Source organism: Streptomyces sp. NPDC054849 (assembly GCF_053610945.1).
This window is the reverse complement of sequence record NZ_JBSGZI010000055.1, coordinates 1-23676: the sequence shown is the minus strand read 5'-3', so window position 1 is coordinate 23676 and position 23676 is coordinate 1. Positions and strand designations below refer to the sequence as shown.

The following is a 23676-nucleotide window of genomic DNA, read 5'->3' as shown; positions in this document are numbered from 1 at the left end:
ACCGGCCGGACGGGCCGCAGGGGTGCCTGACGGGTTTGCGTACGCCCGGCCGTAGACTTCACGGGTGGCAGGACGGATCAACGACGACGACGTGAAGGCGGTACGGGACGCGGTCCCGATCGACGCCGTGGTCTCCGACTACCTCCAGCTGCGCAACGCGGGCGGCGGCAACCTCAAGGGCCTCTGCCCCTTCCACGACGAGAAGTCCCCCTCCTTCCAGGTCAGCCCCAGCAAGGGGCTCTACCACTGCTTCGGCTGCCAGGCGGGCGGGGACACCCTCGACTTCATCATGAAGATCGACCACCTCTCCTTCTCGGAGGCGGTCGAGCGCCTGGCCGGCCAGGCCGGCATCACCCTGCGGTACGAGGAGGGCGGCTACACCGCCGGCACCAGCGGCCGCGGTGAGCGCATCCGGCTGGTCGAGGCGCACAAGGCGGCCGCCCAGTTCTACGTCGACCAGCTGGACGGCCCCGAGGCGGAGATCGGCCGCAAGTTCCTGGCCGAACGAGGCTTCGACCAGGCCGCGGCAGCGCACTTCAGCGTGGGCTACAGCCCGGCCGGCTGGGACCACCTGACCCGCTTCCTGCGCGGCAAGGGCTTCACCGACAAGGAACTGATCACCTCCGGGCTCGCCCAGGACAGCCGCAGCGGCAAGCCCATCGACCGCTTCCGCGGCCGGCTGATGTGGCCGATCCGCGACATCAGCGGCGAGGTGGTCGGCTTCGGCGCGCGGAAACTGCGCGACGACGACAACGGCCCGAAGTACCTGAACACGCCCGAGACGGCGATCTACAAGAAGTCCCAGGTGCTCTACGGCATCGACCTGGCGAAGAAGGAGATCGCGAAGACCTCCCGGGCCGTGGTGGTCGAGGGCTACACGGACGTGATGGCCTGCCACATGGCCGGGGTCACCACCGCGATCGCCACGTGTGGCACCGCCTTCGGCGGGGACCACATCAAGATCCTGCGCCGGCTGCTGATGGACAACGCCACGGCCGAGGTGATCTTCACCTTCGACGGCGACGCTGCGGGCCAGAAGGCTGCGCTGCGGGCCTTCGAGGACGACCAGAAGTTCGCCGCGGAGACCTCCATCGCGATCACGCCGGGCGGGATGGACCCCTGCGACCTGCGGCTCGCACAGGGCGACGCGGCCGTGTCGGGGCTGGTGGAGTCGCGGACCCCGCTCTTCGAGTTCGCACTGCGGCACATCGTGTCCCGGCACAACCTGGAGAATCCGGCGGGCCGGGCGGCCGCCCTGGACGAGGCGGCTCCGGTCGTCGCCCACATCAAGAACATCGCGATCCAGCACGAGTCGGCGGTCCAGCTGGCGGGCATGCTGGGCATCCGCGACGAGCAGTTCGTGGTCAAGCGGGTCGCGCAGCTGGCCCGCTGGGCCCGGGAGCGCGGCAACCAGCCCCCGCAGCAGGGCCGGGGCCGCCCGTCCTACGAGGCCGGCCCCCCGCCCGCCCCCCAGCCGGCCGGCGGCCCCGCGCTGAACCTGCGCAGCCCGGCCCACCGCACCGAACGCGAGCTGCTGAAGCTGGCCCTGCAGCGCCCGGCCCTGGTCTCCCCCGCCTTCGACGCCTACGGGATGGACGAGTTCACCGCCCCGCCTTACGCTGCCGTGCGCCAGGCGATCCTGGACGCGGGCGGCGCCTCGCTCGGCACCGAGGACTACCTGGCCCGCGTCCGCGCGGCCGCCCCGAACGACACCGTGCGCGCACTCGTCACGGAGCTGGCGGTCGAGGCCATCCACGCGAAGACGGTGGACGAGATCTACGCGGGGGTCCAGCTGGTCCAGGTGCGGCTGCGCGCCGTCGACCGCCGGGTGCACGAGATCCAGGGCACGCTGTCGCGGCTGGGCCCGCAGGCCCCGCCGGAGCAACTGGCCGCGGTTCAGGAGGAGCTGTGGGTGCTCCAGCAGTACGGCCAGCGGCTGCGCAACCGCGGCGCCGAGGGCCTGTGACCGCCGCTACTCGGCGGGCGCGTTCCGGCGCGTGAACCAGTCGCCTCCGGCGATCTCGGTCCCGGATTCCCGCAGGTCACGGGCGATCAGCGGGGCGGCCAGATAGACCCAGGCGCGGACCGGGGTGCCGTCGGGCAGTAGGGCCGGGCGGGCGATCCGGTCGTAGATGTTCCCCGGGCGGCCCGGGCCCCCGTACTCCTCCAGCCGGTCCAGCGCGGCCAGCAGTCCGCCGTACGCGTCAGGCGCCGCCGTGATCAGCTCCCCGACGACGGCCGAGCCCGGGCTGTGGACCGCGAACGGGTATCCGGGGCCGTCGTAGAGCGCCGCGTCCGGGAGGACGGCGGGCTCCTCCGCGGCCGTGCGGCCGCGCAGGAACAGGTCGTGGTTGACCTCGCCCGGACGCAGCGTCCCGTAGACGAAGAACGGGAGCGGAGCGGTCGGATCCTGCGGCCGTTCGACCGATGTCACGGGGCCCTCTCTCGGGTAAGGCGCAGCGGTCCGCCGACCGGCCGAACGTCCCGGCGTTCCTGCGCCCCACCACCGTACGCACGCCGGAACCGCCCCCCTCGGGCACCCCGGGCACCTCGGGCACCCCGGGCACCTCGGGCACCCCGGGCACCTCGGGCACCTCGGGCACCTCGGGCACGGTGACGCCACCGCCGCGTGCCCGCGGCCACCGGGGCCTCGTCTGCGGACGCCCCGGTCACCCGGACGGACCGGCCCGCCCGGATGGCCGCAAACACGCTATGAGCTGCAACGACGACCTCCCGAGGACCATGCGGGGGCGAACCTGACGGGACATCAGCAGGCGCGCGGCGGGCGGGCCGGGTTTCCTCGTAGACACGACCCCGTGTCTCCAGGAGTGTCCCCATGCGCCGACGTACCGCACACGTGCTGACCGCGACCGCGCTGACCGCCGCCGCGTTCACCGGGCCGGTCGCCGGCGCGGTGGCCGCGGTGGACCTCGGCATGGTGAGCTTCGCGCCCGGGGACTTCGCCCCGCTCGAGGTGTGGCCCAAGTCCGCCGCCTCCGGTGCCACCGTCACCGTGAACACCACCGCCTGCGGGCGCGGCAGTCACGCCGAGGGCGATGCCACCACGGTCGGCGGCGGCCGGTTCAAGCTGGTCCCCGGCACCCACAAGGAGGTGGTCGTGGGTCAGTTCCAGGTGGCCCGCGGCACCCGCGCCGGCACCTATGCCATCGGCGCGACCTGCGCGAACGGCAAGTTCGCCACCGGCGACCTGGTCGTCACCGAGCGCGGCCCGCAGGGCCACGTCAACACCGGGGTGGGCGGTGGCACGACCACCACCGACGACCCCGTCAAGATCGCGGTGGGAGCGGCCCTGCTGGCCGCGACCGCCGTCGGCGGTACCTGGCTCCTGCGTCGCCGGGCGAGCGGCACGCGGAGCTGACGGACGCCCACCGCGGCCCCGGCCGCGGTCCGACCGGTACCGTCCCCCGTCGCCCGCCCCGCGAGGTCCCCCCCGTTCGCGGGGCCGGGCGACGGCCAGTCACCCCGACATCGAAGCCGAGGGGGTACGCATGGGTGGCGACTTCGGTCGCGTCCGGGCGGCCGGCCGGCAGCCCTGGCCCACGGCCGCCGACCGCCCCGGATCCGGTGCGCGCTCCCCCAGCCGGGCCGCCCGCACCTCGACCGCCCGCCACGGGGGACTCGTCGCCCTCGCCGCCTGCATCGGCATCTGGCTCGTCACCAGCGGCTCGCGCGAGCCGGTCGGGCCTCCCCTGCCCTCCCCCGCCGAGGCCCTGAGCGCCGCAGGCGCCGTGGGCCCCGGCATCGACCCGTTGCCCGGCTCTCCGCCCGGCCGGATCCGGATTCCCTCCATCCAGGTCGACGCGCCGCTGACCGGGCTCGGCCTGGCGCGGGACGGCAGTCTCGAAGTGCCTCCGCCCGACCGGCCCGACCTGGCCGGCTGGTACCGCGAGGGCACCACCCCGGGCGCGACCGGCACCGCCGTCATCGCCGGGCACGTGGACGACTCCGCCGGACCGGGGGTCTTCTACGACCTGGGCGCACTGCGCCGCGGGGCGGCGATCGAGATCGCGCGGGCGGACGGCCGTACCGCCGTGTTCACAGTCCACGCGGTCGAGGTCTACGACGCGAAGGCCTTCCCCGACACCCGCGTGTACGGCCCTTCGGCGCGCGCCGAACTGCGCGTGATCACCTGCGGCGGCGGCTTCTCGCCGCGCACGGGGTACCGCGGCAACGTGGTCGTCTTCGCGCACCTCACCGGGACCTACTAGTGCGTCCCGGGGGCGGGACCGGCGGGGTCAGCCCCACTGTTCGAAGCCGAGTTTGACGACCAGCGCGCCCACCACCGTCAGCAGCACGCCGCGGACGAAGCCGCTGCCCTTCTTGAGCGCCATTCCCGCGCCGATCATGCCGCCGGCCAGGTTGAACACCGCCATCAACGCGGCCAGCTGCCAGAGCACCATGCCCTGGTAGGCGAACATCGCGAGCGCCCCGGCGTTGGTGCAGCAGTTGACGATCTTGGCGGTGGCGGAGGCGGTCACCAGGTCGAGGTGGAGCAGCGCCGTGAGGGCGATCACCAGAAAGGTGCCGGTGCCGGGCCCGATGAGGCCGTCGTAGAAGCCGATGCCGAGGCCGGCGAGCCCGATGGTGAGCAGCACCCGCTGCCGGCTGACGGGCGAGGCGGAGGGAGCGGTGCCGAAGGCGGGCCGGAAGAGCACGAAGCCGGCGACGACCACGAGGACCACCATGATCAGCGGGCGGAGGGCGTCCTTGCTGATGCCGCCGGCCAGGGCGGCGCCGCCCATCGAACCGAGGAGCGCGGCCCCGCCGATGCGGACGGCGAGCTTCACGTTCACCGGGGCCTTGCGGACGTACGTCACGGCGGCGCCGGCGGTTCCGACGATGGCGACGGCCTTGTTGGTGCCGAGGACGGTGGCCGGGTGGGCGTTCGGCAGGCCGAGCAGCAGGGCGGGAATGAGCAGCAGGCCACCGCCGCCCACCACGGCGTCGATCCACCCGGCGGCCGCCGCGGCCACACACAATACGATGATCATGGTCAATGAGATGTCAGGCACAACCTGACCCTATGGACCTGTCGGGCGCCGTATCCATCAATCCCCGAAAACTTGCGCAAAGGTTGAGCTTTGCCGGGCCGGCACCCGGTCCGGGGCGACCGGAGCCGCCGGATCCACGACCGCCGTGAGTACGGTCGCGGCCAGCACGCTGGCCGCCCCCAGCCCCGCCGCCAGCCGCCGCGCGGGCGGTACGGCGGCCAGTGCGGCCAGTGCGGCCCGCACCGCCGAGGGCCCGCGCGGCTTGCGGTGCCGGGCCGTCGCCGAAGCCGTGGGGCCGACGGGGACGGACAGGGCGACGTGCAGCGGGTGACGCATGGGGCGGCGACTCCTCGGGAAAGCGGGGAAGGGGCGAGGCACGAAACGGGGCGAGGCAGCGAACGGGGCGAGGCAGGGAAGGGGGCGATGCGCGGGAAAGAGCCGGAGCGCCCGGAGCGGACTCAGAAGCTGAAGCACTCGGAATGGATGCGCCCGGCCGGCACCCCGGCCCGCAGCAGCGCGCCGCGGGTCGCCTCGGCCATCCCCGGCGGACCGCACAGGTACACGTCGTGCTCCGCCAGCTCCGGCACCAGCCCGACCAGCGCGTGCGGAGTCAGCGGATCGCCCCCGGCCACCGCTGGGAAGTGCCCCGAGAAGTGCCCTCCTGCCGCCCCTGCCCCGGACGGCCCGAGCAGGTAGTGCAGCCCTGCCTGCCGCTCGGCGGCGATGGCCTCCAGCTCGGCGCGCAGGACCAGGTGCTCCTCGGCACCGGCCCGGTAGAGCAGGGTGATGTCCCCGGGGCCGCCGGGCAGCGTCTCGAACAAAGCCCGCATCGGGGCGATCCCGACGCCGCCCGCGATCAGCAGCACCTTGGGCCGGGTCCGCCGGGCGGCGGTCAGCGCTCCGAACGGCCCGGTGGCCAGGACCCGCGTGCCGGGGCGCAGCCGTCGGATCCGGCGCGAGTGTCCGCCGAGCCCCTTCACGGTGATCCGCAGGGCGTTCCCGCGGACCGGCGCGGACAGCGAGAACGGCAGGGCGGTGTGCCACAGCCGCCGCTGCAGGAACCGCCAGCGCAGGAATTGGCCCGGCTCGGCCCGCAGCTCCGCCAGGTGTTCCCCGCAGACGACGACGGAGACCACTCCGGGCCCCTCGGCCCGGACGTCCGCGACCCGCAGCCCGTGCCGCAGGGCCTGCCGTACGGGGACCACGGCGCGGTACCAGACCAGCAGGACGGCGACAGCGGTGTGGGCGAGCGCCCAGAACCAGTCGGCCGCTGCGAGATCGGGCCCGGCGAGCTGATGCCCGAAGGCGAGGGCGGCGGCGAGGTAGACCAGCAGGTGCACCCCGCGCCAGGTTTCGTGCGACACCCGGCGGCGTACCGCCCGGGCGGAGGTCACACCGACCGCGGCCAGGAGGACGGTCCCGGCCGCGGCGGCGGCGAGCGCGGGGTAGGCGAGCAGCTCCCGGACGGCGGAGACCACGTCGACACCCTCGTGCACGGCGTAGGCGAGCAGGGCGAAGAGCCCGTGCCCGAAGCAGAGCAGCAGCACGTACCGGCCGCCGAACGCGTGCCAGCGCGCGAGCCGGTCGGCGCCGACGCCGTGCTCGACGGCGGGCACCCGGGCCATCAGGAACAGCAGCACCAGCACCCCGTATCCGGCGAGCAGGCCGGTCAGGTGCGCGGCGGTGGCGAACAGCGCGTCGGGCCGGGCCGAGGGCCGCACCTGCGCCGCCCAGAGCAGGGTCACCACCCCCGCACCGCCCAGCATCCCGCCCCTGACCCGCACTGCCGCATCTCGCATGCGGATCACGCTAAGGGCCGCGGCGGCGGCGTTCACGGCCCTTAAGACGGCCTTGAGGGAGGCCTCACGGACCCTTAACCCCCGCGCTGAGGTCGGCGTTCCGTCCGGGTAACAGGAGCGATGCCGAGGGGAAACAGCGGCGGCGCACGCTCATGCCATGACCTCGGAACAGCGTGTGGTGGTGATCGGCGGCGGCCTCGCGGGCCTGCGGCTCGCGCAGCGGCTCGGCCCGGCCGCGGCGGTGACCGTGCTCGGCGAGGAATCCCACGTTCCGTACAACCGGGTCCTGCTCGCCGAGGTTCTCGCGGGCCGGTACGCGCCCGAGGTGACCGCCCTCCCGACGCCCGGCCCCGCGCTGCGGCGGGGAGTCCGCGCCGTCCGTATCGACCGCGCGGAGCGTGCCGTGCACTGCGACGACGGCAAGGTGGAGCAGTACGACACCCTGGTGCTGGCCACCGGCTCGAACGCGGTGCTCCCGCCGCTGCGCGGGCTGTTCGAACCCGAGGGGCGGGACCTGCCGGACGGCGTCCACGCGTTCCGCACCATGGACGACTGCCTGGCGCTCTCGGCGGCCGTACGCCCCGGGGTGCGGGTGGTGGTGATCGGCGGGGGCCTGCTGGGCGTCTCGGCCGCCCGGGCGCTCGCCGCGCGCGGTGCGCAGGTGGTGCTGGCGCAGCAGGGCGAGCGCCTGATGGAACGCCAGCTGGACGCGGACGCCTCCGCTTTGCTGCACAGCCACCTGACCGAGCTCGGCGTGGAGATCCACACCGAGTGCCGGGTCCGCGGCCTGATCACGACCGGTCCGCGTGCGGCTCCGCTCCTGGGGCTCCGCCCCGGATCGCGCGCCTCACACGACGGCGGGGCTGAAAGTGACGGCCTCGGCCGGCTCCAGCCCCTCCGGCGTTCGAGGAGCGGGGGTCCGGGGGCAGCGGCGCCGCGCCCGGCCTCGCAGGGAGGCACGCGCAAGGTCACCGGGGTCGAACTCGCCGACGGGTACCGGCTCGACGCCGACGTCGTCGTTCTCGCCTGCGGCGTACGGCCCCGCACGGGCCTGGCCCGGGCCGCCGGACTGGAGATCCGCAAGGGCATCGTGGTCGACGACCGGCTCCGCACCAGCGACCCCCGCATCCACGCCATCGGCGACTGCGCCGAGCACGCCGGCCAGGTGTACGGCCTGGCGGGCGCCGCCTTGGAGCAGGCCGACGCCCTCGCCTCGGTCCTCACCGCCGACGGCGCCCACGCCGGCACCGGCGCCCCCGCGCAGTACACCGGCACCCGCGCCCTCACCCGCCTCACCCTCAGCGCCGGCGGGGGCGACGGCCAGAACCAGTCCCTCGATCTCGCCGCCTTCGGCGACCCCACCCCCCGCCCCGGCGACGACGTGGTCCGCCTCGCCGACGCCACCCGCGGGACCTACCGGAAGGTCGTCCTGCGCGACGACCGCCTCGTCGGCGGGGTCCTGTTCGGCGAACTCTCCACCGTGGGGGCCCTCGCCCGCACCTGGGAGGGCGGGGAATCACCGCACGACCTGTTCCACCTGCTCACCGACGACGGAGGCCACTGATGACCGAGCCCCTGCCCACGATCGTGCTCATCGGGCACGGCATGGTCGGCCAGCGCTACCTCGAGGCACTCGCCGAGCGCGGGGTCACCGCCACGCACCGGATCACCGTGCTCTGCGAGGAGCCCCGGCCCGCCTACGACCGCGTGCACCTGACCTCGTACTTCTCCGGCAGTACCCCCGAGGACCTGTCCATGACGCCCGCCGGGTTCATGGAGCAGCACGACATCGCCCTCCACCTCGACGACCCCGCCGAGAGCATCGACCGGGCCGCCCGCACGGTCACCTCCCGTTCCGGGCGGGTGTTCCCGTACGACGTCCTGGTCCTGGCCACCGGCAGCTTCCCCTTCGTGCCGCCCGTCCCAGGCAAGGACGCCCCGGGCTGTTTCGTCTACCGCACCATCGAGGACCTCCTCGCCATCGAGGAGTACGCCAAGGGCCGCAGCCACGGCGCCGTCGTCGGCGGCGGTCTGCTCGGGCTGGAGGCGGCCGGCGCCCTCCAGGGGCTCGGCCTCTCCACCCGCATCGTCGAGTTCGCCCCGCGCCTGATGCCCGTCCAGGTCGACGAGGGCGGTGGCGCCGCCCTGCTGCGCACCATCGAGTCCATGGGGCTGACCGTCCACACCGGCGTCGGCACCCAGGAGGTGGTGACCGGCGAGGACGGCCACGTCAGCGGCATGCGGCTGTCCGACGGCTCCACCGTCGACACCGAACTGGTCGTCTTCTCCGCCGGCGTCCGCCCCCGGGACCAGCTGGCCCGTGACGCCGGGCTGAACGTCGGCGAGCGCGGCGGCATCTCCGTCGACGCCCGCTGCCGCACGTCCGACCCGTACGTCTACGCCATCGGCGAGTGCGCGCTCGCCGTCGACGGCCGCGTCTACGGTCTGGTCGCCCCCGGCTACGAGATGGCCGAGACGGCCGCCGACGACCTGCTGGGCCGGGAGAAGGAGTTCACCGGAGCCGACCTCTCCACCAAGCTCAAGCTGCTCGGCGTGGATGTGGCCTCCTTCGGCGACGCCCACGGAGCCACGCCCGACAGCCTCGACGTCGTCTGGTCCGACTCCCGCTCGGGCGTGTACAAGAAGCTGGTCGTCTCCCCCGACGGAGTCCTCCTGGGCGGGGTCCTGGTCGGCGACGCGGACTCGTACGGCCTGCTGCGCCCGCTCACCGGAAGCGTCCCGCCCGTCTCCCCCGAGCAGCTGGTCCTGCCCGCCGGGCTCGGCGCGCCCGTCGCGCTCGGCCCGTCCTCGCTGCCCGACCACGCGGTGATCTGCTCCTGCCACAACGTCACGAAGAAGGCCATCGCCGCCTGCGCCACCCTCACCGAGGTCAAGAAGTGCACCAAGGCGGGCACCGGCTGCGGCAGCTGCGTCAAGGTGATCGGGCAGCTGCTGCCCGCCGCCGCCGACAAGGGTCTGTGCGGCTGCTTCCCCTTCACCCGGGCCGAGCTCTACGAGATCGTCCGCACCCGCCGGCTGACCTCCTTCGAGCAGCTCCTGGACGGCCACGGCCGCCCGGAGGCCCGCGGCGGCAACGGCTGCGAGGTCTGCAAGCCCACCGTCGGCTCGATCATCGCCTCGCTCGCCCCGACCCTCGGCGCGAGCGGCTACGTCCTGGACGGGGAGCAGGCCGCCCTCCAGGACACCAACGACCACTTCCTCGCGAACATGCAGCGCAACGGCTCGTACTCGGTCGTGCCGCGCATCCCCGGCGGTGAGATCACCCCGGACAAGCTGATCGTGATCGGCGAGGTGGCCCGGGACTTCGGCCTCTACACGAAGATCACCGGCGGTCAGCGGATCGACCTCTTCGGGGCGAGCGTGGACCAGCTCCCGCGGATCTGGGCGCGGCTCGTCGACGCCGGATTCGAGTCCGGGCACGCGTACGGGAAGGCCCTGCGGACGGTGAAGTCCTGCGTGGGGCAGACCTGGTGCCGCTACGGGGTCCAGGACAGCGTCCGGATGGCCATCGACCTGGAGCTGCGTTACCGGGGCCTGCGCGCCCCGCACAAGCTCAAGTCGGCGGTCTCCGGCTGTGCCCGCGAGTGCGCGGAGGCGCAGAGCAAGGACTTCGGGGTCATCGCGACGGCGAGCGGCTGGAACCTCTACGTCGGCGGCAACGGCGGGGCCACGCCGCGCCACGCCGACCTGCTGGCCCAAGACCTGTCGGATGCGGAGCTTGTCCGCCTGATCGACCGGTTCCTGATGTTCTACATCCGCACCGCCGACCGGCTGGAGCGGACCTCCACCTGGCTGGAGCGGCTGGAGGGGGGCCTGGCGCACCTGCGGGACGTGGTCGTGCACGACTCGCTCGGGCTGTGCGCGGAGCTGGAGTCCCTGATGGCAGACCATGTGGCGCACTACCGGGACGAGTGGGCGGAGACGCTGGAGGACCCGGAGCGGCTGCGCCGGTTCGTGTCCTTCGTCAACGCGCCCGGCGCCCCCGACCCGACCGTGAAGTTCGTCCCCGAACGCGACCAGGTCAAGCCCGACCTGGCCGTCCTGACCATAGGAGGTGCCGTCCGATGACCGTGGAACTGCAAGTGGCGCAGGGCTGGCTGACGGTGTGCGAGCTGTCCGCGCTCACCCCCGGGCGTGGGGTCGCGGCGCTGCTGCCCGACGGGAGCCAGGCCGCGGTGTTCGTCGACCGTGCGGGGCGCCCGTACGCCATCGGAAACCAGGATCCCTTCACCGGGGCGCACGTGCTCTCGCGTGGACTGGTCGGGACCGTGGAGGGCCGGCCCTTCGTGGCCTCGCCGCTGCTGAAGCAGCGTTTCGACCTGGAGTCGGGGCGCTGCCTGGACGACGAGGAGGTGGCGGTCCGGACCTTCCCGGTGCGGACCGCGGCGACCTCGTGACCACGGTGCGGTGCGGGGCGGTCAGCCCTGGACCGCGGCCGGGTCCATCCACATGATCTCCCAGGTGTGACCGTCGAGGTCGTCGAAGGCGCGGCCGTACATGAAGCCGTGGTCCTGGGCCGGGCGGGGTTCGGTGGCCCCGGCCGCCAGCGCCCCGTCCACCAGCTCGTCGACGGCGGTGCGGCTGGCGGCGCTCAGGCAGAGCAGCACCTCGGAGGTCTTCGTCGCGTCCGCGATCTCCTTGTGGGTGAAGTCCTTGTAGCGGGCCTCGGTCAGGAGCATCGCGACGATGGTGTCGCTGATGACCATCGAGGCGCAGTTCTCGTCGCTGAACCGGGCGTTGAAGGAGTAGCCCAGCTTGCCCCAGAAGGCCTTGCTGGCGTCCAGGTCCTTGACGGGCAGGTTGACGAAGATCATGGTGGCGGACATCGAGGTTCCTCTTCTTCTCTCGTGTGGTGCTCGGTGCTTTCGAGAGGTAGACCGCGGGGGCCCGGGAAACTCATCGCTCCCGGCGAAGTTTTTTCGAGTTTTCTGCGTGCCCCGCGAAACCGCAGGTCAGGCCGCTGAACGCAGTACCAGCGCCGTCGCGGGAGCGCGAGATCGGCAGACAGACCTGCGACGGGCGACCGGCAGGCCGCTGCCATCCGCGCGTTGCCGGGCCGACGCGTGCAACACAAGGCCTTCTGGAGGGAGCGCCTCGACGCCCTGAAGTCTCTGCTGGAGGATTGAACGTCGAGCGGTCGCTCGTGCGTAATGAGGAGTTGGCGCCACGTCAACTGGCGCCCCCTAGGTTCCTCGACGCATGCGACCTCGCGGCCGGCCGGCAGCGGGGCCTTCCTCCCACAGGAGTGACCGTGGAACGTCGTACCTTCCTGCGCGGCGCAGTGATCGGTTCGTCGGCCGCCGCCTTCGGCGGCACGTTGATGCACGGGGCCGCCTACGCGGCGCCCGCCCAGCCCGGTGCCGGACCCTACGGGGCGCTCGGCGCGGCGGACGCCAACGGCCTCATGCTGCCCAGCGGCTTCACCAGCCGGGTGATCGCGCGCTCGGGCCAGACCGTGAGCGGTACCTCGTACACCTGGCACAACGCCCCCGACGGCGGAGCGTGTTTCGTCGACGGCTCGGGCTGGATCTACGTGTCCAACTCGGAGATCAACCCCTCCGGAGGCGCGAGCGCGGTGAAGTTCAACTCCTCCGGCACCGTCACCGGCGCCTACCGGATCCTCTCCAACACCCGGCAGAACTGCGCGGGCGGCAAGACCCCGTGGAACACCTGGCTGTCCTGCGAGGAGGTCAGCCTCGGCTACGTCTACGAGACCGACCCGTACGGCGTGAACGCGGCGGTGCAGCGCCCGGCGATGGGCCGCTTCAAGCACGAGGCGGCCGCCGCGGACCCGGTCCGCCAGGTCGTCTACATGACGGAGGACGAGACGAGCGGCTGCTTCTACCGCTTCATCCCGACCACCTGGGGGAACCTCTCCTCGGGCACCCTCCAGGTCCTCGTCGCCGGAACGGCCACCTCCGGCTCCTTCACCTGGCAGAACGTCCCGGACCCGGACGGCTCGCCGACGACGACCCGCACCCAGGTCTCCGGCTCCAAGAAGTTCAACGGCGGCGAGGGCTGCCACTACGCCAACAACACGGTGTGGTTCACCACCAAGGGCGACAACCGGGTCTGGCAGCTCAACCTCACGAACAACACGTACGAGCTGGCCTACGACGACTCCCTGGTGCCCGGCGGCGCGGCCCCGCTGACCGGCGTCGACAACGTCACCGGCTCCTCGTACGGCGACCTCTACGTCGCCGAGGACGGCGGCAACATGGAGATCTGCGTGATCACCCCGGACGACGTGGTGGCGCCCTTCCTGCGGATCACCGGCCAGTCCTCCTCGGAGATCTGCGGCCCGGCCTTCTCCCCCGCCGGCAACCGCCTCTACTTCTCCAGCCAGCGCGGCACGACCGGCAGCTCCTCCGGCGGCATCACCTACGAGGTGACGGGCCCCTTCCGCACCTGAGATCCGGCCCGCCGGCCCTTCCGGCCCCGGCTGCGTCCGAGTCGCCCCCTCACCTCCGGCCGGCGCTTGAGGCGCTCCCCCAGCCCCGGCGGCGCTTGAGGCGCAGGAGGCCCGGGCAGCGCCCCGATTTCAGCCCCGCCGGCGCTTGAGGCGCGGGGGCCCGGGGGCGGCGCCCCCGCAACGGCGCGGCACCGCACCACCGACCGCACCCCGGCAGGGACAACCCCGCCGGGGTGCACCCCGGTCACGAGGCCACCGCACCACCCTTGAGCAGCGCGGCCCCCAGCGGAGTCACGGTGTGCAGCACCGCGTTCCCCCGGCGCAGCGTGGTGACCAGCCCCGCCTCCCTCATCACGCACGCGTGCTGACTCGCGGAGGCCAGCGAGACCCCGGCCCGGCGGGCCAGCTCACTGGTGGTCGCCCCGTCCCCTATGGCCCGCAGCACGACCGACCGGGTGTGCCCGACGAGCTTGCCGAGGGTGCGCTGGCGCTGCTCCTCCACGGGCCGCGCCCCTTCACCCCCCGCAGGCGCCGAGGCGAGCTGCGCGGCGGCCGGATAGACCAGCACCGGCGGCAGCTCCGGGTCGTGCAGGGTCACCGCGGTGCGCCGGCAGAAGAAGGACGGCTGGAGGAGCAGCCCGCGCCCCCGCAGCCGTACGTCCCGGTCCACGGGGTAGTCGCACTCCAGTACCGGGGCCCGCCAGCGCAGCATCGGCGGCAGCGAGGCCAGCAGCTCGTCCGCGCCCCCGTCCAGCAGGGCCCGGCCGCGCGCGGCCCGCTCGGCCTCGATCTGGGCCTGGATGTGCGTCCAGTACGGCTCGACGGCCGCCCGGTGGTACGCGCGCAGCTCGCCCAGCAGCCTCGGCAGGTGCTTGGCACCGTCGTCCATGAACTCCCGGAGCCGCGGCGTCATCGGCGCACCGGCGCCCAGCAGCTGCAGCTCGTGCCGCATGCGGTCGGGACGGATCCCGCGCAGCGCGTCGAGGCCCACGTCCCACCCGTACTGCCCCTCCACAGGGGTCAGGAAATCAGGGAAATAACCACGGCTCGGTATGAGCATACCGAGCGTGCGTGTTTCACTATTCAACCTGCTCCGGGTTTCCGTCCGCCATTCACCGAACAACCGGGCGTCGCGCCGGTCTCTTAAGCGGTGAAAGCTGAGAATCGTTTCCCACAACGCATCGGGACGCCCTGCCATCCGTACGCGTGCCAGGTCCACTCCAGTGAAATGGATACGCAGCACCGAACCCCCACCTGTGCAACCGCAATCCCCCCGCCTCATGAGTATGCACGCCGTCACACGTGGTCACCACGCCCTTTCGGCCACAGTTGAAACCCCTTTCGGCAGAGGCGTGACAACCGAAATCCTGTACTCCGCCGGGCACACTCCGATGCGACCGAAACGCTCCGCGAAGGCCGTGGGGGGCTTTGCGGGGCCTGGCGGTCGGTCGCACCGGGAAGCGCCGACGTGCCCGGCAGAATGACAGCGGCGGTGGACGGGTGGGGATCCGTCCACCGCCTGCTGGCGTAAAGATTTGTTGAACGCGCAAAATAGGCGCGCCCGCCACCGGGCAGTCAGGGAACCCGGGGGCAGGCGCGGTCTATGGGGCCCCTGGTGGGGCCGGGGGGTCAGCGGCTGTCACTGCCCTTCGCCTCGGCGGCCGCGCGACCGGCCTCCAGGCGCGCCACCGGAATCCGGAAGGGCGAGCAGGAGACGTAGTCGAGGCCGACCTCGTGGAAGAAGTGGACGGACTCGGGGTCGCCGCCGTGCTCACCGCAGACGCCGAGCTTGAGGTCGGGGCGGGTGGCCCGGCCGGCCTGGACGGCGCTGCGGACGAGGGCGCCGACGCCGTCCTTGTCGATGGTCTCGAAGGGCGAGACCCCGAAGATGCCCTTCTCCAGGTACGCGGTGAAGAAGCTGGCCTCGACGTCGTCGCGGGAGAAGCCCCACACCGTCTGGGTCAGGTCGTTCGTGCCGAAGGAGAAGAACTGCGCGGCCTCGGCGATCTGGTCGGCGGTCAGGGCGGCGCGCGGCAGCTCGATCATCGTGCCGATGGTCAGCTTGAGGTTCGTGCCGGTGGCCGCCTCGACCTCGGCGATGACCTGGTCGGCCTCGTCGCGGACGATCTCCAGCTCCTGGACGGTGCCCACGAGCGGGACCATGATCTCGGCGCGCGGGTCGCCCTTGGCGTTCTTGCGCTCGGCCGCCGCCTCGGCGATCGCCCGGACCTGCATCTTGAACAGGCCGGGGATGACCAGGCCGAGGCGCACGCCGCGCAGACCCAGCATCGGGTTCTGCTCGTGCAGCTTGTGCACGGCCTGGAGCAGGCGCAGGTCGTTCTCGTTCGCGTCCTTGCGGGACTCGGCGAGGGCGACGCGCACCGACAGCTCGGTGATGTCGGGCAGGAACTCGTGCAGCGGCGGGTCGAGCAGGCGCACGGTGACGGGCAGGCCGTCCATCGCCTCGAACAGCTCGACGAAGTCCTTCTTCTGCAGCGGCAGGAGGGCACTGAGTGCCTCGTCGCGCTCGCCGTCGGTGTCGGCGAGGATCAGTCGCTCCACCAGTTCACGGCGCTCGCCGAGGAACATGTGCTCGGTGCGGCACAGGCCGATGCCCTGGGCGCCGAAGCGGCGGGCGCGCAGCGCGTCCTCGGCGTTGTCGGCGTTGGCGCGCACGCGCAGGCGGCGGACGCGGTCCGCGTAGGCCATGATCCGGTGCACGGCGGCGACGAGCTCGTCGGCGTCGTCGGCGCCGGCGTGCATGCGGCCCTCGAAGTACTCGACGACCGGGGAGGGTACGACGGGTACCTCACCGAGGTAGACCTTGCCGGTGGAGCCGTCGATGGAGACGACGTCGCCCTCTTCGATGACCGTTTCGCCGACCGTCATACGGCGGCGCTTGGTGTCGACGTCGAGCTCCTCGGCGCCGCAGACACAGGTCTTGCCCATGCCGCGGGCGACGACGGCCGCGTGCGAGGTCTTGCCGCCGCGCGAGGTCAGGATGCCCTCGGAGGCGATCATGCCGTCCAGGTCGTCGGGGTTGGTCTCGCGGCGGATCAGGATGACCTTCTCGCCGGAGCGGGACCACTTGACGGCCGTGTAGGAGTCGAAGACGGCCTTGCCCACCGCCGCACCCGGGGAGGCGGCGATGCCGCGGCCGAGCAGCTCGGTCTTCGCGCTCTCGTCGAAGCGCGGGAACATCAGCTGCGCGAGCTGGTGGCCGGTGACGCGCTGCAGGGCCTCCGCCTCGTCGATGAGGCCCTGGTCGACGAGCTGGGTGGCGATGCGGAAGGCGGCGCCGGCGGTGCGCTTGCCGACGCGGGTCTGGAGCATCCACAGCTGGCCGCGCTCGATGGTGAACTCGATGTCGCAGAGATCCTTGTAGTGGTTCTCCAGCGTCGTCATGATCGTCATGAGCTGGTCGTACGAGGCCTTGTCGATGGCCTCCAGGTCCGCGAGCGGCACGGTGTTGCGGATGCCCGCGACGACGTCCTCGCCCTGGGCGTTCTGCAGGTAGTCGCCGTAGACGCCCGCGTGGCCGCTGGCGGGGTCGCGGGTGAAGGCGACGCCGGTGCCGGAGTCGGGGCCCAGGTTGCCGAAGACCATGGAGCAGATGTTGACCGCGGTGCCCAGGTCGCTCGGGATGCGCTCCTGACGGCGGTAGAGCTTGGCGCGGTCGGTGTTCCACGAGTTGAAGACGGCCTCGACGGCGAGGTCCATCTGCTCGCGGGCGTCCTGCGGGAACTCGCGGCCGGCTTCCTTGGCCACGATCTTCTTGAAGACCTTGACCAGCTTCTTCAGGTCGGCGGCGTCGAGGTCGGTGTCGACGGTGACCTTCTTGGCGGCCTTGGCCTCGTCGAGGGCGTCCTCGAAGAGCTCGCCCTCGACGCCGAGGACGGTCTTGCCGAACATCTGGATGAGGCGGCGGTACGAGTCCCACGCGAAGCGCTCGTCACCGGCCTGGGAGGCAAGGCCGGTCACCGACTCGTCGGAGAGACCGATGTTCAGGACGGTGTCCATCATGCCGGGCATCGAGAACTTGGCACCGGAGCGAACGGAGACCAGCAGCGGGTCGTCCGACTGTCCGAGCTTCTTGCCCATCTTCGCCTCGAGGGCGGCAAGGTGGGCGCTGACCTCGTCGCGCAGCTCGGCCGGGGCCGTGCCGCTCTCGAGGTAGACCTTGCAGGCCTCGGTGGTGATGGTGAAGCCGGGAGGGACCGGCAGACCCAGGTTGGTCATCTCGGCGAGGTTGGCTCCCTTGCCGCCGAGAAGGTCCTTGAGGTCGCGGTTGCCCTCGGTGAAGTCGTAGACGAACTTCTGATCTTTGTTTTCCGACACGGGTCTCGACTCCTCGAGGCTCGGTGGCTGCCCTGACGGCCAGGAACATACCCAGATCGAAGGCTTCTGGGTACGTCCACTTGGTCGTCATGCGGCTGTAACCACCCGTGCGCCAGCAGATCGAAAGTAACTCATGGGTCATCAGAAAGCCTGATCAGCATTCACATCCCGAAGCGAGAGGCCCGTTTTGAGGCCTGACCAAGCTCGGATGAGCGATCATCGATCTATTTGCGTTCAAGTATTGAACGCACAAAGGGTGGCACCCAGTGCCACCCTTTGAAAGTCTTACCCGTGACTTCAGTGCTCATCTGAGCGAAACCCTTCCCATGCGTGGCGTATATCACGCACGACGGAGGGCGATTTGTCAGCCTCCGGAGGTGTCCAGTTCTGCGTCCTCGCTCACGCCGGCGCAGTCGTACGGGTCCTTCAACCAGCCGTCCGGCAGGACAACCCGGTTGTTTCCGGACGTCCGGCCGCGCGGGCCGTCGGCGCTGTCGGGCCATCCCTGATCCAGATCCAGCTCGCTCAGATGAGCGTCCAGCTCGGCGAGCGAAGAGGTGACCGCGAGCTTCCCCCGCATCTGCGACCCGACCGAGAAGCCCTTGAGGTACCAGGCCACGTGCTTACGGAAGTCGATCACCCCGCGCGCCTCGTCGCCGATCCACTCCCCCAGCAGCTGTGCATGGCGGAGCATGGTGGCCGCGACCTCGCGCAGCGCGGGCTTGTGGAAGTCCTGGGGCCGCCCCTCGAAGGCCGCCACCAGGTCGTTGAACAGCCACGGCCGCCCCAGGCAGCCGCGCCCCACGACCACGCCGTCGCAGCCGGTCTCCCGGACCATGCGCAGCGCGTCCTCCGCACACCAGATGTCGCCGTTGCCGAGCACCGGGATCTCCGGCACGTGCTCCTTGAGCCGCGCGATGGCGTCCCAGTCGGCGGTGCCGCCGTAGTGCTGGGCGGTGGTGCGGCCGTGCAGGGCTATGGCGGTGACCCCCTCCTCGACGGCGATCCGGCCGGCGTCGAGATAGGTGAGGTGGTCGTCGTTGATGCCCTTGCGCATCTTCATGGTGACCGGCAGGTCCCCCGCGCCGCCGACGGCCTCGCGCAGGATCGCGCGCAGCAGGTTGCGCTTGTACGGGAGGGCCGATCCGCCGCCCTTGCGGGTGACCTTGGGGACCGGGCAGCCGAAGTTGAGGTCGATGTGGTCGGCGCGGTCCTCTTCGACGATCATGCGGACCGCCTTGCCGACCGTCGCCGGGTCGACCCCGTACAGCTGAATCGAGCGAGGCTTCTCCGTCTCGTCGAAGTGGATCAGCTGCATGGTCTTCTCGTTGCGCTCGACCAGGGCGCGCGTCGTGATCATCTCGCTCACGAACAGCCCCTTGCCGCCCGAGAACTCGCGGCACAGGGTACGGAACGGGGCATTGGTGATACCGGCCATGGGTGCGAGCACCACCGGGGGCTGCACGGTGTGCGGGCCGATCGCGAGAGGCGGGGGGAGCGTGGTCATCCGCCCATTGTCCCGCATGCCGAGGGGGTGGGGCGGACGTAGCATCGGCGGCATGATCGAGCCGAGTCACCGGCAGCGCATGCTCGTCCTGGCGATCTGCTGCATGAGCCTGCTGATCGTCAGCCTCGACAACACCGTGCTCAACGTCGCGCTGCCCTCGATGCGCCGGGATCTCGACGCGTCGGTCGCGGGGCTGCAGTGGACCATCGACGCGTACACCCTCGTCCTGGCCTCGCTGCTGATGCTCGCGGGCTCCACGGCCGACCGGATCGGCCGCCGCAAGGTGTTCGTGGCGGGTCTGGTGGCCTTCACCGCCGGCTCCCTGCTGTGCTCGCTCGCCCCCAGCCTGGAGTGGCTCATCGTCTTCCGGATGGTCCAGGCCGTCGGCGGCGCGATGCTCAACCCGGTGGCGATGTCGATCATCACGAACACTTTCACCGATCCCGCCGAACGGGCCCGGGCGATCGGCGTGTGGGGCGCGGTCGGCGGTGTCTCCATGGCCGCGGGCCCCCTGATCGGCGGCGTCCTCGTGGACACCGTGGGCTGGCGCTCGATCTTCCTGATCAACCTGCCGATCGGCCTGGCGGCGCTCGTGCTGACCCTGCGCCACATCCCCGAGTCCCGGGCGGCCCGGCCGCGCCGCCCGGACCCGGTGGGGCAGCTGCTGGTCATGGGCCTGCTCGGCAGTCTCACGTACGGGATCATCGAGGCGCCGACCGCCGGCTGGCACTCGCCGCTGATCATGGGCTGCGCCGTGGTGGCCGTCGGCTCGCTCGTGGGACTGCTGGTCTACGAGCCCCGGCGCGGGGACCCGCTGATCGATCTGCGGTTCTTCCGGAGCGCGCCCTTCAGCGGGGCGACCGTGATCGCGATCAGCGCCTTCGCCGGCCTGGCCGGCTTCCTCTTCCTGAACACGCTGTACCTCCAGGACGTGATGGGGCTCAGCGCCCTGAACGCCGGGCTCTACATGCTGCCGATGGCGGCGCTGACCGTCCTGTTCGCGCCGCTGGCGGGGCGGCTGGTGGGCAGCCGGGGGCCCAGGATCTGCCTGCTGATCGCGGGCGTCGCGATGGCGGGCAGCGGGCTGCTGTTCGCCCTGTTCGAGGCCGAGACGTCCGCCCCGCTCCTGTTCACGGGGTACGTGCTGTTCGGGCTCGGCTTCGGCATGGTGAACGCGCCGATCACCAATACGGCGGTGTCCGGGATGCCGCGGTCCCAGGCGGGTGTCGCGGCGGCCATCGCCTCCACCAGCCGGCAGACCGGCGGCACGCTGGGCGTCGCGGTCATCGGCTCCGTCCTCGCGGCCGGCCTGGCGGGCGGCGGCGACTTCTCCTCGGCGGCTCAGCCCGCCTGGTGGATCATCACGGTCTGCGGCGCGCTCGTCCTGATCGTGGGCGCGGCGACGAGCGGCAGCTGGGCCCGTGCGACGGCGGAGCGCACGGCCCGCACCCTGGAGGAGCCGGTCAGCCCGTCCGCGGCGGCGGGGTCCCCGCGCGCCTGACCGTGTGGTCGTCGGCTCCGCGTGCGTGGGCCGTGCACGGATGGGCCACGCGGTCGTGCGCTACGGGTCGTGGGCTACGCGGTCTTGGGGTGCGGGGTCGTGACCTACGCGGTCTCGGGGTACGGGGTCGAAGGCTCTCAGGGACGGGCGACGCGACCGGGGGCCCCGCAGTCGTGGGCTATGCGACCGTCCGCCACGCGTGCCTCCTACTCGTCGCAGCTGAAGTCCTCCGCCGAGGTGTTGACCCGGTCGAGGAGGCCGCGCAGGAGGTCGCGCTCGTGGTCCGACAGCCCCGCGAAGATGCCGCTCTCGACGTCGTCGAGGGCGGCGTTCGTCTTGCCGAGGGCGGCTTCCCCGGCGTCGGTGATGGCCACGTTGTGGCGGCGGCGGTCGGCCTGGTCCCGGCGGCGTTCGGCCAGACCTTCGCCCTCCAGGTCGTTCAGGATCCCGACGAGGACGCTCGGGTCCACCTCCAGCCGCTCGGCGAGCGCCCGCTGGCTGATCGGGCCGCCCTCCAGGTGCATCAGCGTCATCGCGTGGCGCGGCGTGAGCCCGGCCGCGCTGAGCGCCCTCTTCATCCGGGTCTGGGTGACCGATCCGTGCCAGGCCAGCAGCAGGCCCAGCCGCTGCGGCGGGTGCGAACCGTCCTGATCTGCCGTCATGGTCCACATCGTAGCAATCGAGAAATGATTGCGCCGGGCATATCGTTGATGCTATTCAATGGTTTTACATTATCGACCGTTGGGGTTCTTCATGTTCATGGCCTACACCGTGGTCGGCGGCCTGCTCGCCCTCGTCCTCACCGCCTCCGCCACCTTCACCCTCCAGCGCAACGACCAGATCGTCGCGAGCATGCAGAAGGTCCGGGTCCCGGACTCCTGGCTGCCGCGCCTGGCCGGCCTCAAGGCCGCCGGCGCGATCGGCCTGATCGCAGGCCTCTGGGTGACTCCGCTCGGTGTCGCGGCCGCCGCCGGCGTGACCCTCTACTTCGTCGGCGCCGTCATCAGCCACCTCCGGGTCAAGGACTACGAGCTCGCGCCGGCGGCCGTTCTCACCCTGGTCGCGGCGGCGGCCCTGGTCCTGCGGATCCTCTCCTGACACGGACGGATGACAGATATTGAAATCTGTCATCCGTCATGTCATTCTCGTTCCATGACGACGAACGAGAGCATCCGCACACCCGCGACCGACACCCGCCGCACCCTCGGCAGCACCGGCCCCTCCGTCTTCCCGCTGGGGCTGGGCTGCATGGGGATGTCCGCCCTCTACGGAGAGGCCGACCGCGCCGAGTCCATCGCGACGATCCACGCCTACCTGGACGCCGCCCCCGAGGGTGTGCACACGCTGCTCGACACCGGCGACTTCTACGGCATGGGCCACAACGAACTGCTGATCAGCGAAGCCCTGCGCACCGCACCCGCCGCGGCCCGCGAGCAGGCGCTGACCAGCGTCAAGTTCGGCGCCCTGCGCACGGTGGAGGGCGGCTTCACCGGCTATGACGGGCGGCCCGAGGCCGTCAGGAACTTCCTGGCCTACTCCCTCCAGCGGCTCGGCCGGGACCACATCGACATCTACCGGATCGCCCGCATGGACCCGGACGTGCCGATCGAGGAGACCGTCGGGGCCATAGCCGAGGCGGTCGAGGCCGGGCACGTGCGCCACATAGGCCTCTCCGAGGTCGGCGCGGACACCCTGCGACGGGCCGCGGCCGTCGCCCCGATCGCCGACCTCCAGATCGAGTATTCGCTGATATCCCGCGGCATCGAGGACGAGATCCTGCCGACCGCCCGCGAGCTCGGCATCGGCGTCACGGCGTACGGAGTGCTGTCCCGCGGCCTGATCAGCGGCCACTTCACCCGCGACCGCGCGCTGGCCCCGGGCGACTTCCGCGGCATCAGCCCCCGCTTCCAGGGCGACAACCTCGGGCGGAACCTCGACCTGGTCGACGCGCTGCGCAAGGTCGCCGACGACAAGGGCGTGAGCGTCGCCCAGACCGCCATCGCCTGGGTGCTCGCGCAGGGCTCCCGGCGACACGTGGACATCGTGCCGCTGGTGGGCGCCCGACGCCGGGACCGGCTCTTCGAGGCACTGGGTGCCATGGACGTCACCCTCAGCGCCGCCGACCTGGCGGCCATCGAGGAGGCCGTGCCCGCGGGCGCCGCGGCCGGAGAGCGTTACCCGGCCGCGCAGATGGCCCACCTCGACAGCGAGCACTGAGCTGGCGGTACGGTCGTACCCATGCCATCCCCTGCTGCCGAGCCCCTGACTCCCGAGCGCATCCTCGAGACCACCGAGGAGGTGCTGCGCCGCTTCGGCCCCACCAAGGCGACCGTGGTGGACGTGGCCCGCGCCCTGGGCGTCAGCCACGGCAGCGTGTACCGGCACTTCCCGTCGAAGGCGGCCCTGCGCGAGGCCGTCACGGACCGCTGGCTCGCCAAGAGCGTCGTCCTGCTCGAGAAGATCACCTCCGCCCCGGCGGAGAGCGCCCCCTCCAAGCTGGAGGCGTGGCTGGAGGCCCTCTTCGAGGCCAAGCGCCACAAGGCGGGCGAGGATCCCGAACTGTTCGCCACCTACACCGTGCTGCTCGCCGAGAGCAGCGACGTGGTGGACGCGCATCTGACCGAGCTGATCGACCAGCTGGCCCGGATCATCTCCGAGGGCGTCGCGGCCGGCTCACTCGCCGCCGACGACGTCCCGGCCGCCGCCCGCGCGGTCTTCGACGCGACCGGCCGCTTCCACGACCCGCAGTACGCGGCCGAATGGCTCTCGCCGACCATCTTCACGGAGTTCGAGGCGGTCACTTCTCTGATCGTCCGGGGCCTGCGCGCCTGAGGCGCGGCCCTCACCGACCGGCACGTCTCGGTCGTCGGCGACCACGCGGCACGGGCTCCATTGATCAAGAAGCCCGGTGACCGGGCTGTTCGGGCTGCTCCGCCACGCAAGGCTGCCACCACCGCGCCCGTCGGCCCTCGCGAGAAGACCGGGGGCCCCGGGGCCCGGGACCCCCACCGGCCCCCCCGCTTTAGGAGGGGGGGCCCAAAAGACGCGCACGGGGCGGGGGCGGGTGGTGTGGGGGGGGGGCCGGG

The 23676-nt window shown here is 72.0% G+C and carries 20 protein-coding genes; 11 read left to right on the top strand and 9 right to left on the bottom strand.

The genetic code is table 11. From position 1 onward, the window contains the following. The first annotated feature begins 64 nt into the window (after positions 1-64). Positions 65-1966, top strand: a complete 1902-nt coding sequence (dnaG, locus tag ACWGIF_RS22895) for a DNA primase (RefSeq protein ID WP_453500181.1) — start codon at positions 65-67, stop codon at positions 1964-1966. 6 nt (positions 1967-1972) lie between these two features. On the opposite strand, the gene ACWGIF_RS22890 is transcribed toward dnaG, so the two are convergent. After that, complete coding sequence (locus tag ACWGIF_RS22890) at positions 1973-2434, bottom strand: gamma-glutamylcyclotransferase family protein (RefSeq protein ID WP_453500179.1); 462 nt, start codon at positions 2432-2434, stop codon at positions 1973-1975. Between the two features lie 402 nt (positions 2435-2836). Between ACWGIF_RS22890 and ACWGIF_RS22885 the strand changes: the two genes are divergently transcribed. Both ACWGIF_RS22885 and ACWGIF_RS22880 read left to right on the top strand, forming a co-directional pair. Beyond that, complete coding sequence (locus ACWGIF_RS22885) at positions 2837-3379, top strand: hypothetical protein (protein ID WP_453500177.1); 543 nt, start codon at positions 2837-2839, stop codon at positions 3377-3379. 130 nt (positions 3380-3509) lie between these two features. Continuing rightward, positions 3510-4229 carry a class F sortase gene (locus ACWGIF_RS22880; protein ID WP_453500175.1) on the top strand — a complete coding sequence of 240 codons (720 nt, stop codon included), beginning with the start codon at positions 3510-3512 and terminating at the stop codon, positions 4227-4229. 27 nt (positions 4230-4256) lie between these two features. On the opposite strand, the gene ACWGIF_RS22875 is transcribed toward ACWGIF_RS22880, so the two are convergent. The 3 genes from ACWGIF_RS22875 to ACWGIF_RS22865 form a co-directional block, all read right to left on the bottom strand. Beyond that, a complete protein-coding gene (locus ACWGIF_RS22875; RefSeq protein ID WP_453500173.1) occupies positions 4257-5033 on the bottom strand; it encodes a sulfite exporter TauE/SafE family protein in 777 nt (258 codons plus the stop codon). Positions 5034-5069: 36 nt separating this feature from the next. Then, positions 5070-5348 (bottom strand): hypothetical protein, encoded by a 279-nt coding sequence (locus tag ACWGIF_RS22870; RefSeq protein ID WP_453500171.1) that lies wholly within the window; start codon positions 5346-5348, stop codon positions 5070-5072. 122 nt (positions 5349-5470) lie between these two features. Then, positions 5471-6811, bottom strand: coding sequence for a ferredoxin reductase family protein (locus ACWGIF_RS22865; protein ID WP_453500169.1), 1341 nt, complete (start codon positions 6809-6811; stop codon positions 5471-5473). Between the two features lie 157 nt (positions 6812-6968). Between ACWGIF_RS22865 and ACWGIF_RS22860 the strand changes: the two genes are divergently transcribed. The 3 genes from ACWGIF_RS22860 to nirD are packed head-to-tail and all read left to right on the top strand — an operon-like array spanning position 6969 to position 11229. Next, positions 6969-8375 (top strand): NAD(P)/FAD-dependent oxidoreductase, encoded by a 1407-nt coding sequence (locus ACWGIF_RS22860; protein WP_453500167.1) that lies wholly within the window; start codon positions 6969-6971, stop codon positions 8373-8375. After that, positions 8375-10900: a nitrite reductase large subunit NirB gene (nirB, locus tag ACWGIF_RS22855; protein ID WP_453500165.1), complete on the top strand. Its 2526-nt coding sequence runs from the start codon at positions 8375-8377 to the stop codon at positions 10898-10900. Before ACWGIF_RS22860 ends, nirB begins: the two co-directional genes overlap by 1 nt. After that, a complete protein-coding gene (nirD, locus tag ACWGIF_RS22850) occupies positions 10897-11229 on the top strand; it encodes a nitrite reductase small subunit NirD (protein WP_453500163.1) in 333 nt (110 codons plus the stop codon). The genes nirB and nirD overlap by 4 nt, the downstream gene beginning before the upstream one ends. 21 nt (positions 11230-11250) lie before the next feature. Here the strand turns inward: nirD and ACWGIF_RS22845 are convergent, their stop codons facing one another. Beyond that, positions 11251-11658: a VOC family protein gene (locus tag ACWGIF_RS22845; protein WP_453500161.1), complete on the bottom strand. Its 408-nt coding sequence runs from the start codon at positions 11656-11658 to the stop codon at positions 11251-11253. Positions 11659-12083: 425 nt separating this feature from the next. Here ACWGIF_RS22845 and ACWGIF_RS22840 point away from each other — a divergent pair, with 425 nt between their 5' ends. Next, positions 12084-13244, top strand: coding sequence for an alkaline phosphatase PhoX (locus ACWGIF_RS22840; protein WP_453500159.1), 1161 nt, complete (start codon positions 12084-12086; stop codon positions 13242-13244). 244 nt (positions 13245-13488) lie between these two features. On the opposite strand, the gene ACWGIF_RS22835 is transcribed toward ACWGIF_RS22840, so the two are convergent. The 3 genes from ACWGIF_RS22835 to dusB all read right to left on the bottom strand — a co-directional run bounded on the left by ACWGIF_RS22835 (position 13489) and on the right by dusB (position 19107). Further along, positions 13489-14487 (bottom strand): helix-turn-helix domain-containing protein, encoded by a 999-nt coding sequence (locus ACWGIF_RS22835; protein WP_453500157.1) that lies wholly within the window; start codon positions 14485-14487, stop codon positions 13489-13491. Between the two features lie 386 nt (positions 14488-14873). Then, positions 14874-17582 (bottom strand): pyruvate, phosphate dikinase, encoded by a 2709-nt coding sequence (gene ppdK / locus ACWGIF_RS22830; RefSeq protein ID WP_453500155.1) that lies wholly within the window; start codon positions 17580-17582, stop codon positions 14874-14876. 364 nt (positions 17583-17946) lie between these two features. After that, positions 17947-19107, bottom strand: coding sequence for a tRNA dihydrouridine synthase DusB (dusB, locus tag ACWGIF_RS22825; protein WP_453500153.1), 1161 nt, complete (start codon positions 19105-19107; stop codon positions 17947-17949). 34 nt (positions 19108-19141) lie between these two features. Between dusB and ACWGIF_RS22820 the strand changes: the two genes are divergently transcribed. Next, on the top strand, positions 19142-20590 hold the full coding sequence (locus tag ACWGIF_RS22820; protein ID WP_453500151.1) for an MFS transporter: 1449 nt from the start codon (positions 19142-19144) through the stop codon (positions 20588-20590). A gap of 206 nt (positions 20591-20796) precedes the next feature. Here the strand turns inward: ACWGIF_RS22820 and ACWGIF_RS22815 are convergent, their stop codons facing one another. Next, the gene (locus ACWGIF_RS22815; protein ID WP_453500149.1) at positions 20797-21252 is read right to left on the bottom strand and encodes a MarR family winged helix-turn-helix transcriptional regulator; all 456 of its coding nucleotides are present in this window, start codon (positions 21250-21252) and stop codon (positions 20797-20799) included. A gap of 79 nt (positions 21253-21331) precedes the next feature. Between ACWGIF_RS22815 and ACWGIF_RS22810 the strand changes: the two genes are divergently transcribed. Genes ACWGIF_RS22810 through ACWGIF_RS22800 form a run of 3 tightly spaced genes read left to right on the top strand, consistent with a single transcriptional unit; the run spans position 21332 to position 23422 of the window. Then, positions 21332-21688: a DoxX family protein gene (locus tag ACWGIF_RS22810; RefSeq protein ID WP_453500147.1), complete on the top strand. Its 357-nt coding sequence runs from the start codon at positions 21332-21334 to the stop codon at positions 21686-21688. 54 nt (positions 21689-21742) lie between these two features. Beyond that, positions 21743-22807 (top strand): aldo/keto reductase, encoded by a 1065-nt coding sequence (locus ACWGIF_RS22805; RefSeq protein ID WP_453500145.1) that lies wholly within the window; start codon positions 21743-21745, stop codon positions 22805-22807. Between the two features lie 21 nt (positions 22808-22828). Next, entirely contained in the window at positions 22829-23422 is a 594-nt protein-coding gene (locus tag ACWGIF_RS22800) for a TetR family transcriptional regulator (RefSeq protein WP_453500143.1), read from the top strand. The last annotated feature ends 254 nt before the right edge of the window (positions 23423-23676 follow it).

Bases quoted from the DNA above. Each gene is read 5' to 3' on its own strand.
- ACWGIF_RS22885 (WP_453500177.1), top strand. From the start codon at position 2,837: ATGCGCCGACGTACCGCACACGTGCTGACCGCGACCGCGCTGACCGCC.
- ACWGIF_RS22880 (WP_453500175.1), top strand. From the start codon at position 3,510: ATGGGTGGCGACTTCGGTCGCGTCCGGGCGGCCGGCCGGCAGCCCTGG.
- ACWGIF_RS22870 (WP_453500171.1), bottom strand. From the start codon at position 5,348: ATGCGTCACCCGCTGCACGTCGCCCTGTCCGTCCCCGTCGGCCCCACG.
- ACWGIF_RS22865 (WP_453500169.1), bottom strand. From the start codon at position 6,811: ATGCGAGATGCGGCAGTGCGGGTCAGGGGCGGGATGCTGGGCGGTGCG.
- ACWGIF_RS22860 (WP_453500167.1), top strand. From the start codon at position 6,969: ATGACCTCGGAACAGCGTGTGGTGGTGATCGGCGGCGGCCTCGCGGGC.
- nirB (WP_453500165.1), top strand. From the start codon at position 8,375: ATGACCGAGCCCCTGCCCACGATCGTGCTCATCGGGCACGGCATGGTC.
- nirD (WP_453500163.1), top strand. From the start codon at position 10,897: ATGACCGTGGAACTGCAAGTGGCGCAGGGCTGGCTGACGGTGTGCGAG.
- ACWGIF_RS22845 (WP_453500161.1), bottom strand. From the start codon at position 11,658: ATGTCCGCCACCATGATCTTCGTCAACCTGCCCGTCAAGGACCTGGAC.
- dusB (WP_453500153.1), bottom strand. From the start codon at position 19,107: ATGCGGGACAATGGGCGGATGACCACGCTCCCCCCGCCTCTCGCGATC.
- ACWGIF_RS22820 (WP_453500151.1), top strand. From the start codon at position 19,142: ATGATCGAGCCGAGTCACCGGCAGCGCATGCTCGTCCTGGCGATCTGC.
- ACWGIF_RS22815 (WP_453500149.1), bottom strand. From the start codon at position 21,252: ATGACGGCAGATCAGGACGGTTCGCACCCGCCGCAGCGGCTGGGCCTG.
- ACWGIF_RS22805 (WP_453500145.1), top strand. From the start codon at position 21,743: ATGACGACGAACGAGAGCATCCGCACACCCGCGACCGACACCCGCCGC.
- ACWGIF_RS22800 (WP_453500143.1), top strand. From the start codon at position 22,829: ATGCCATCCCCTGCTGCCGAGCCCCTGACTCCCGAGCGCATCCTCGAG.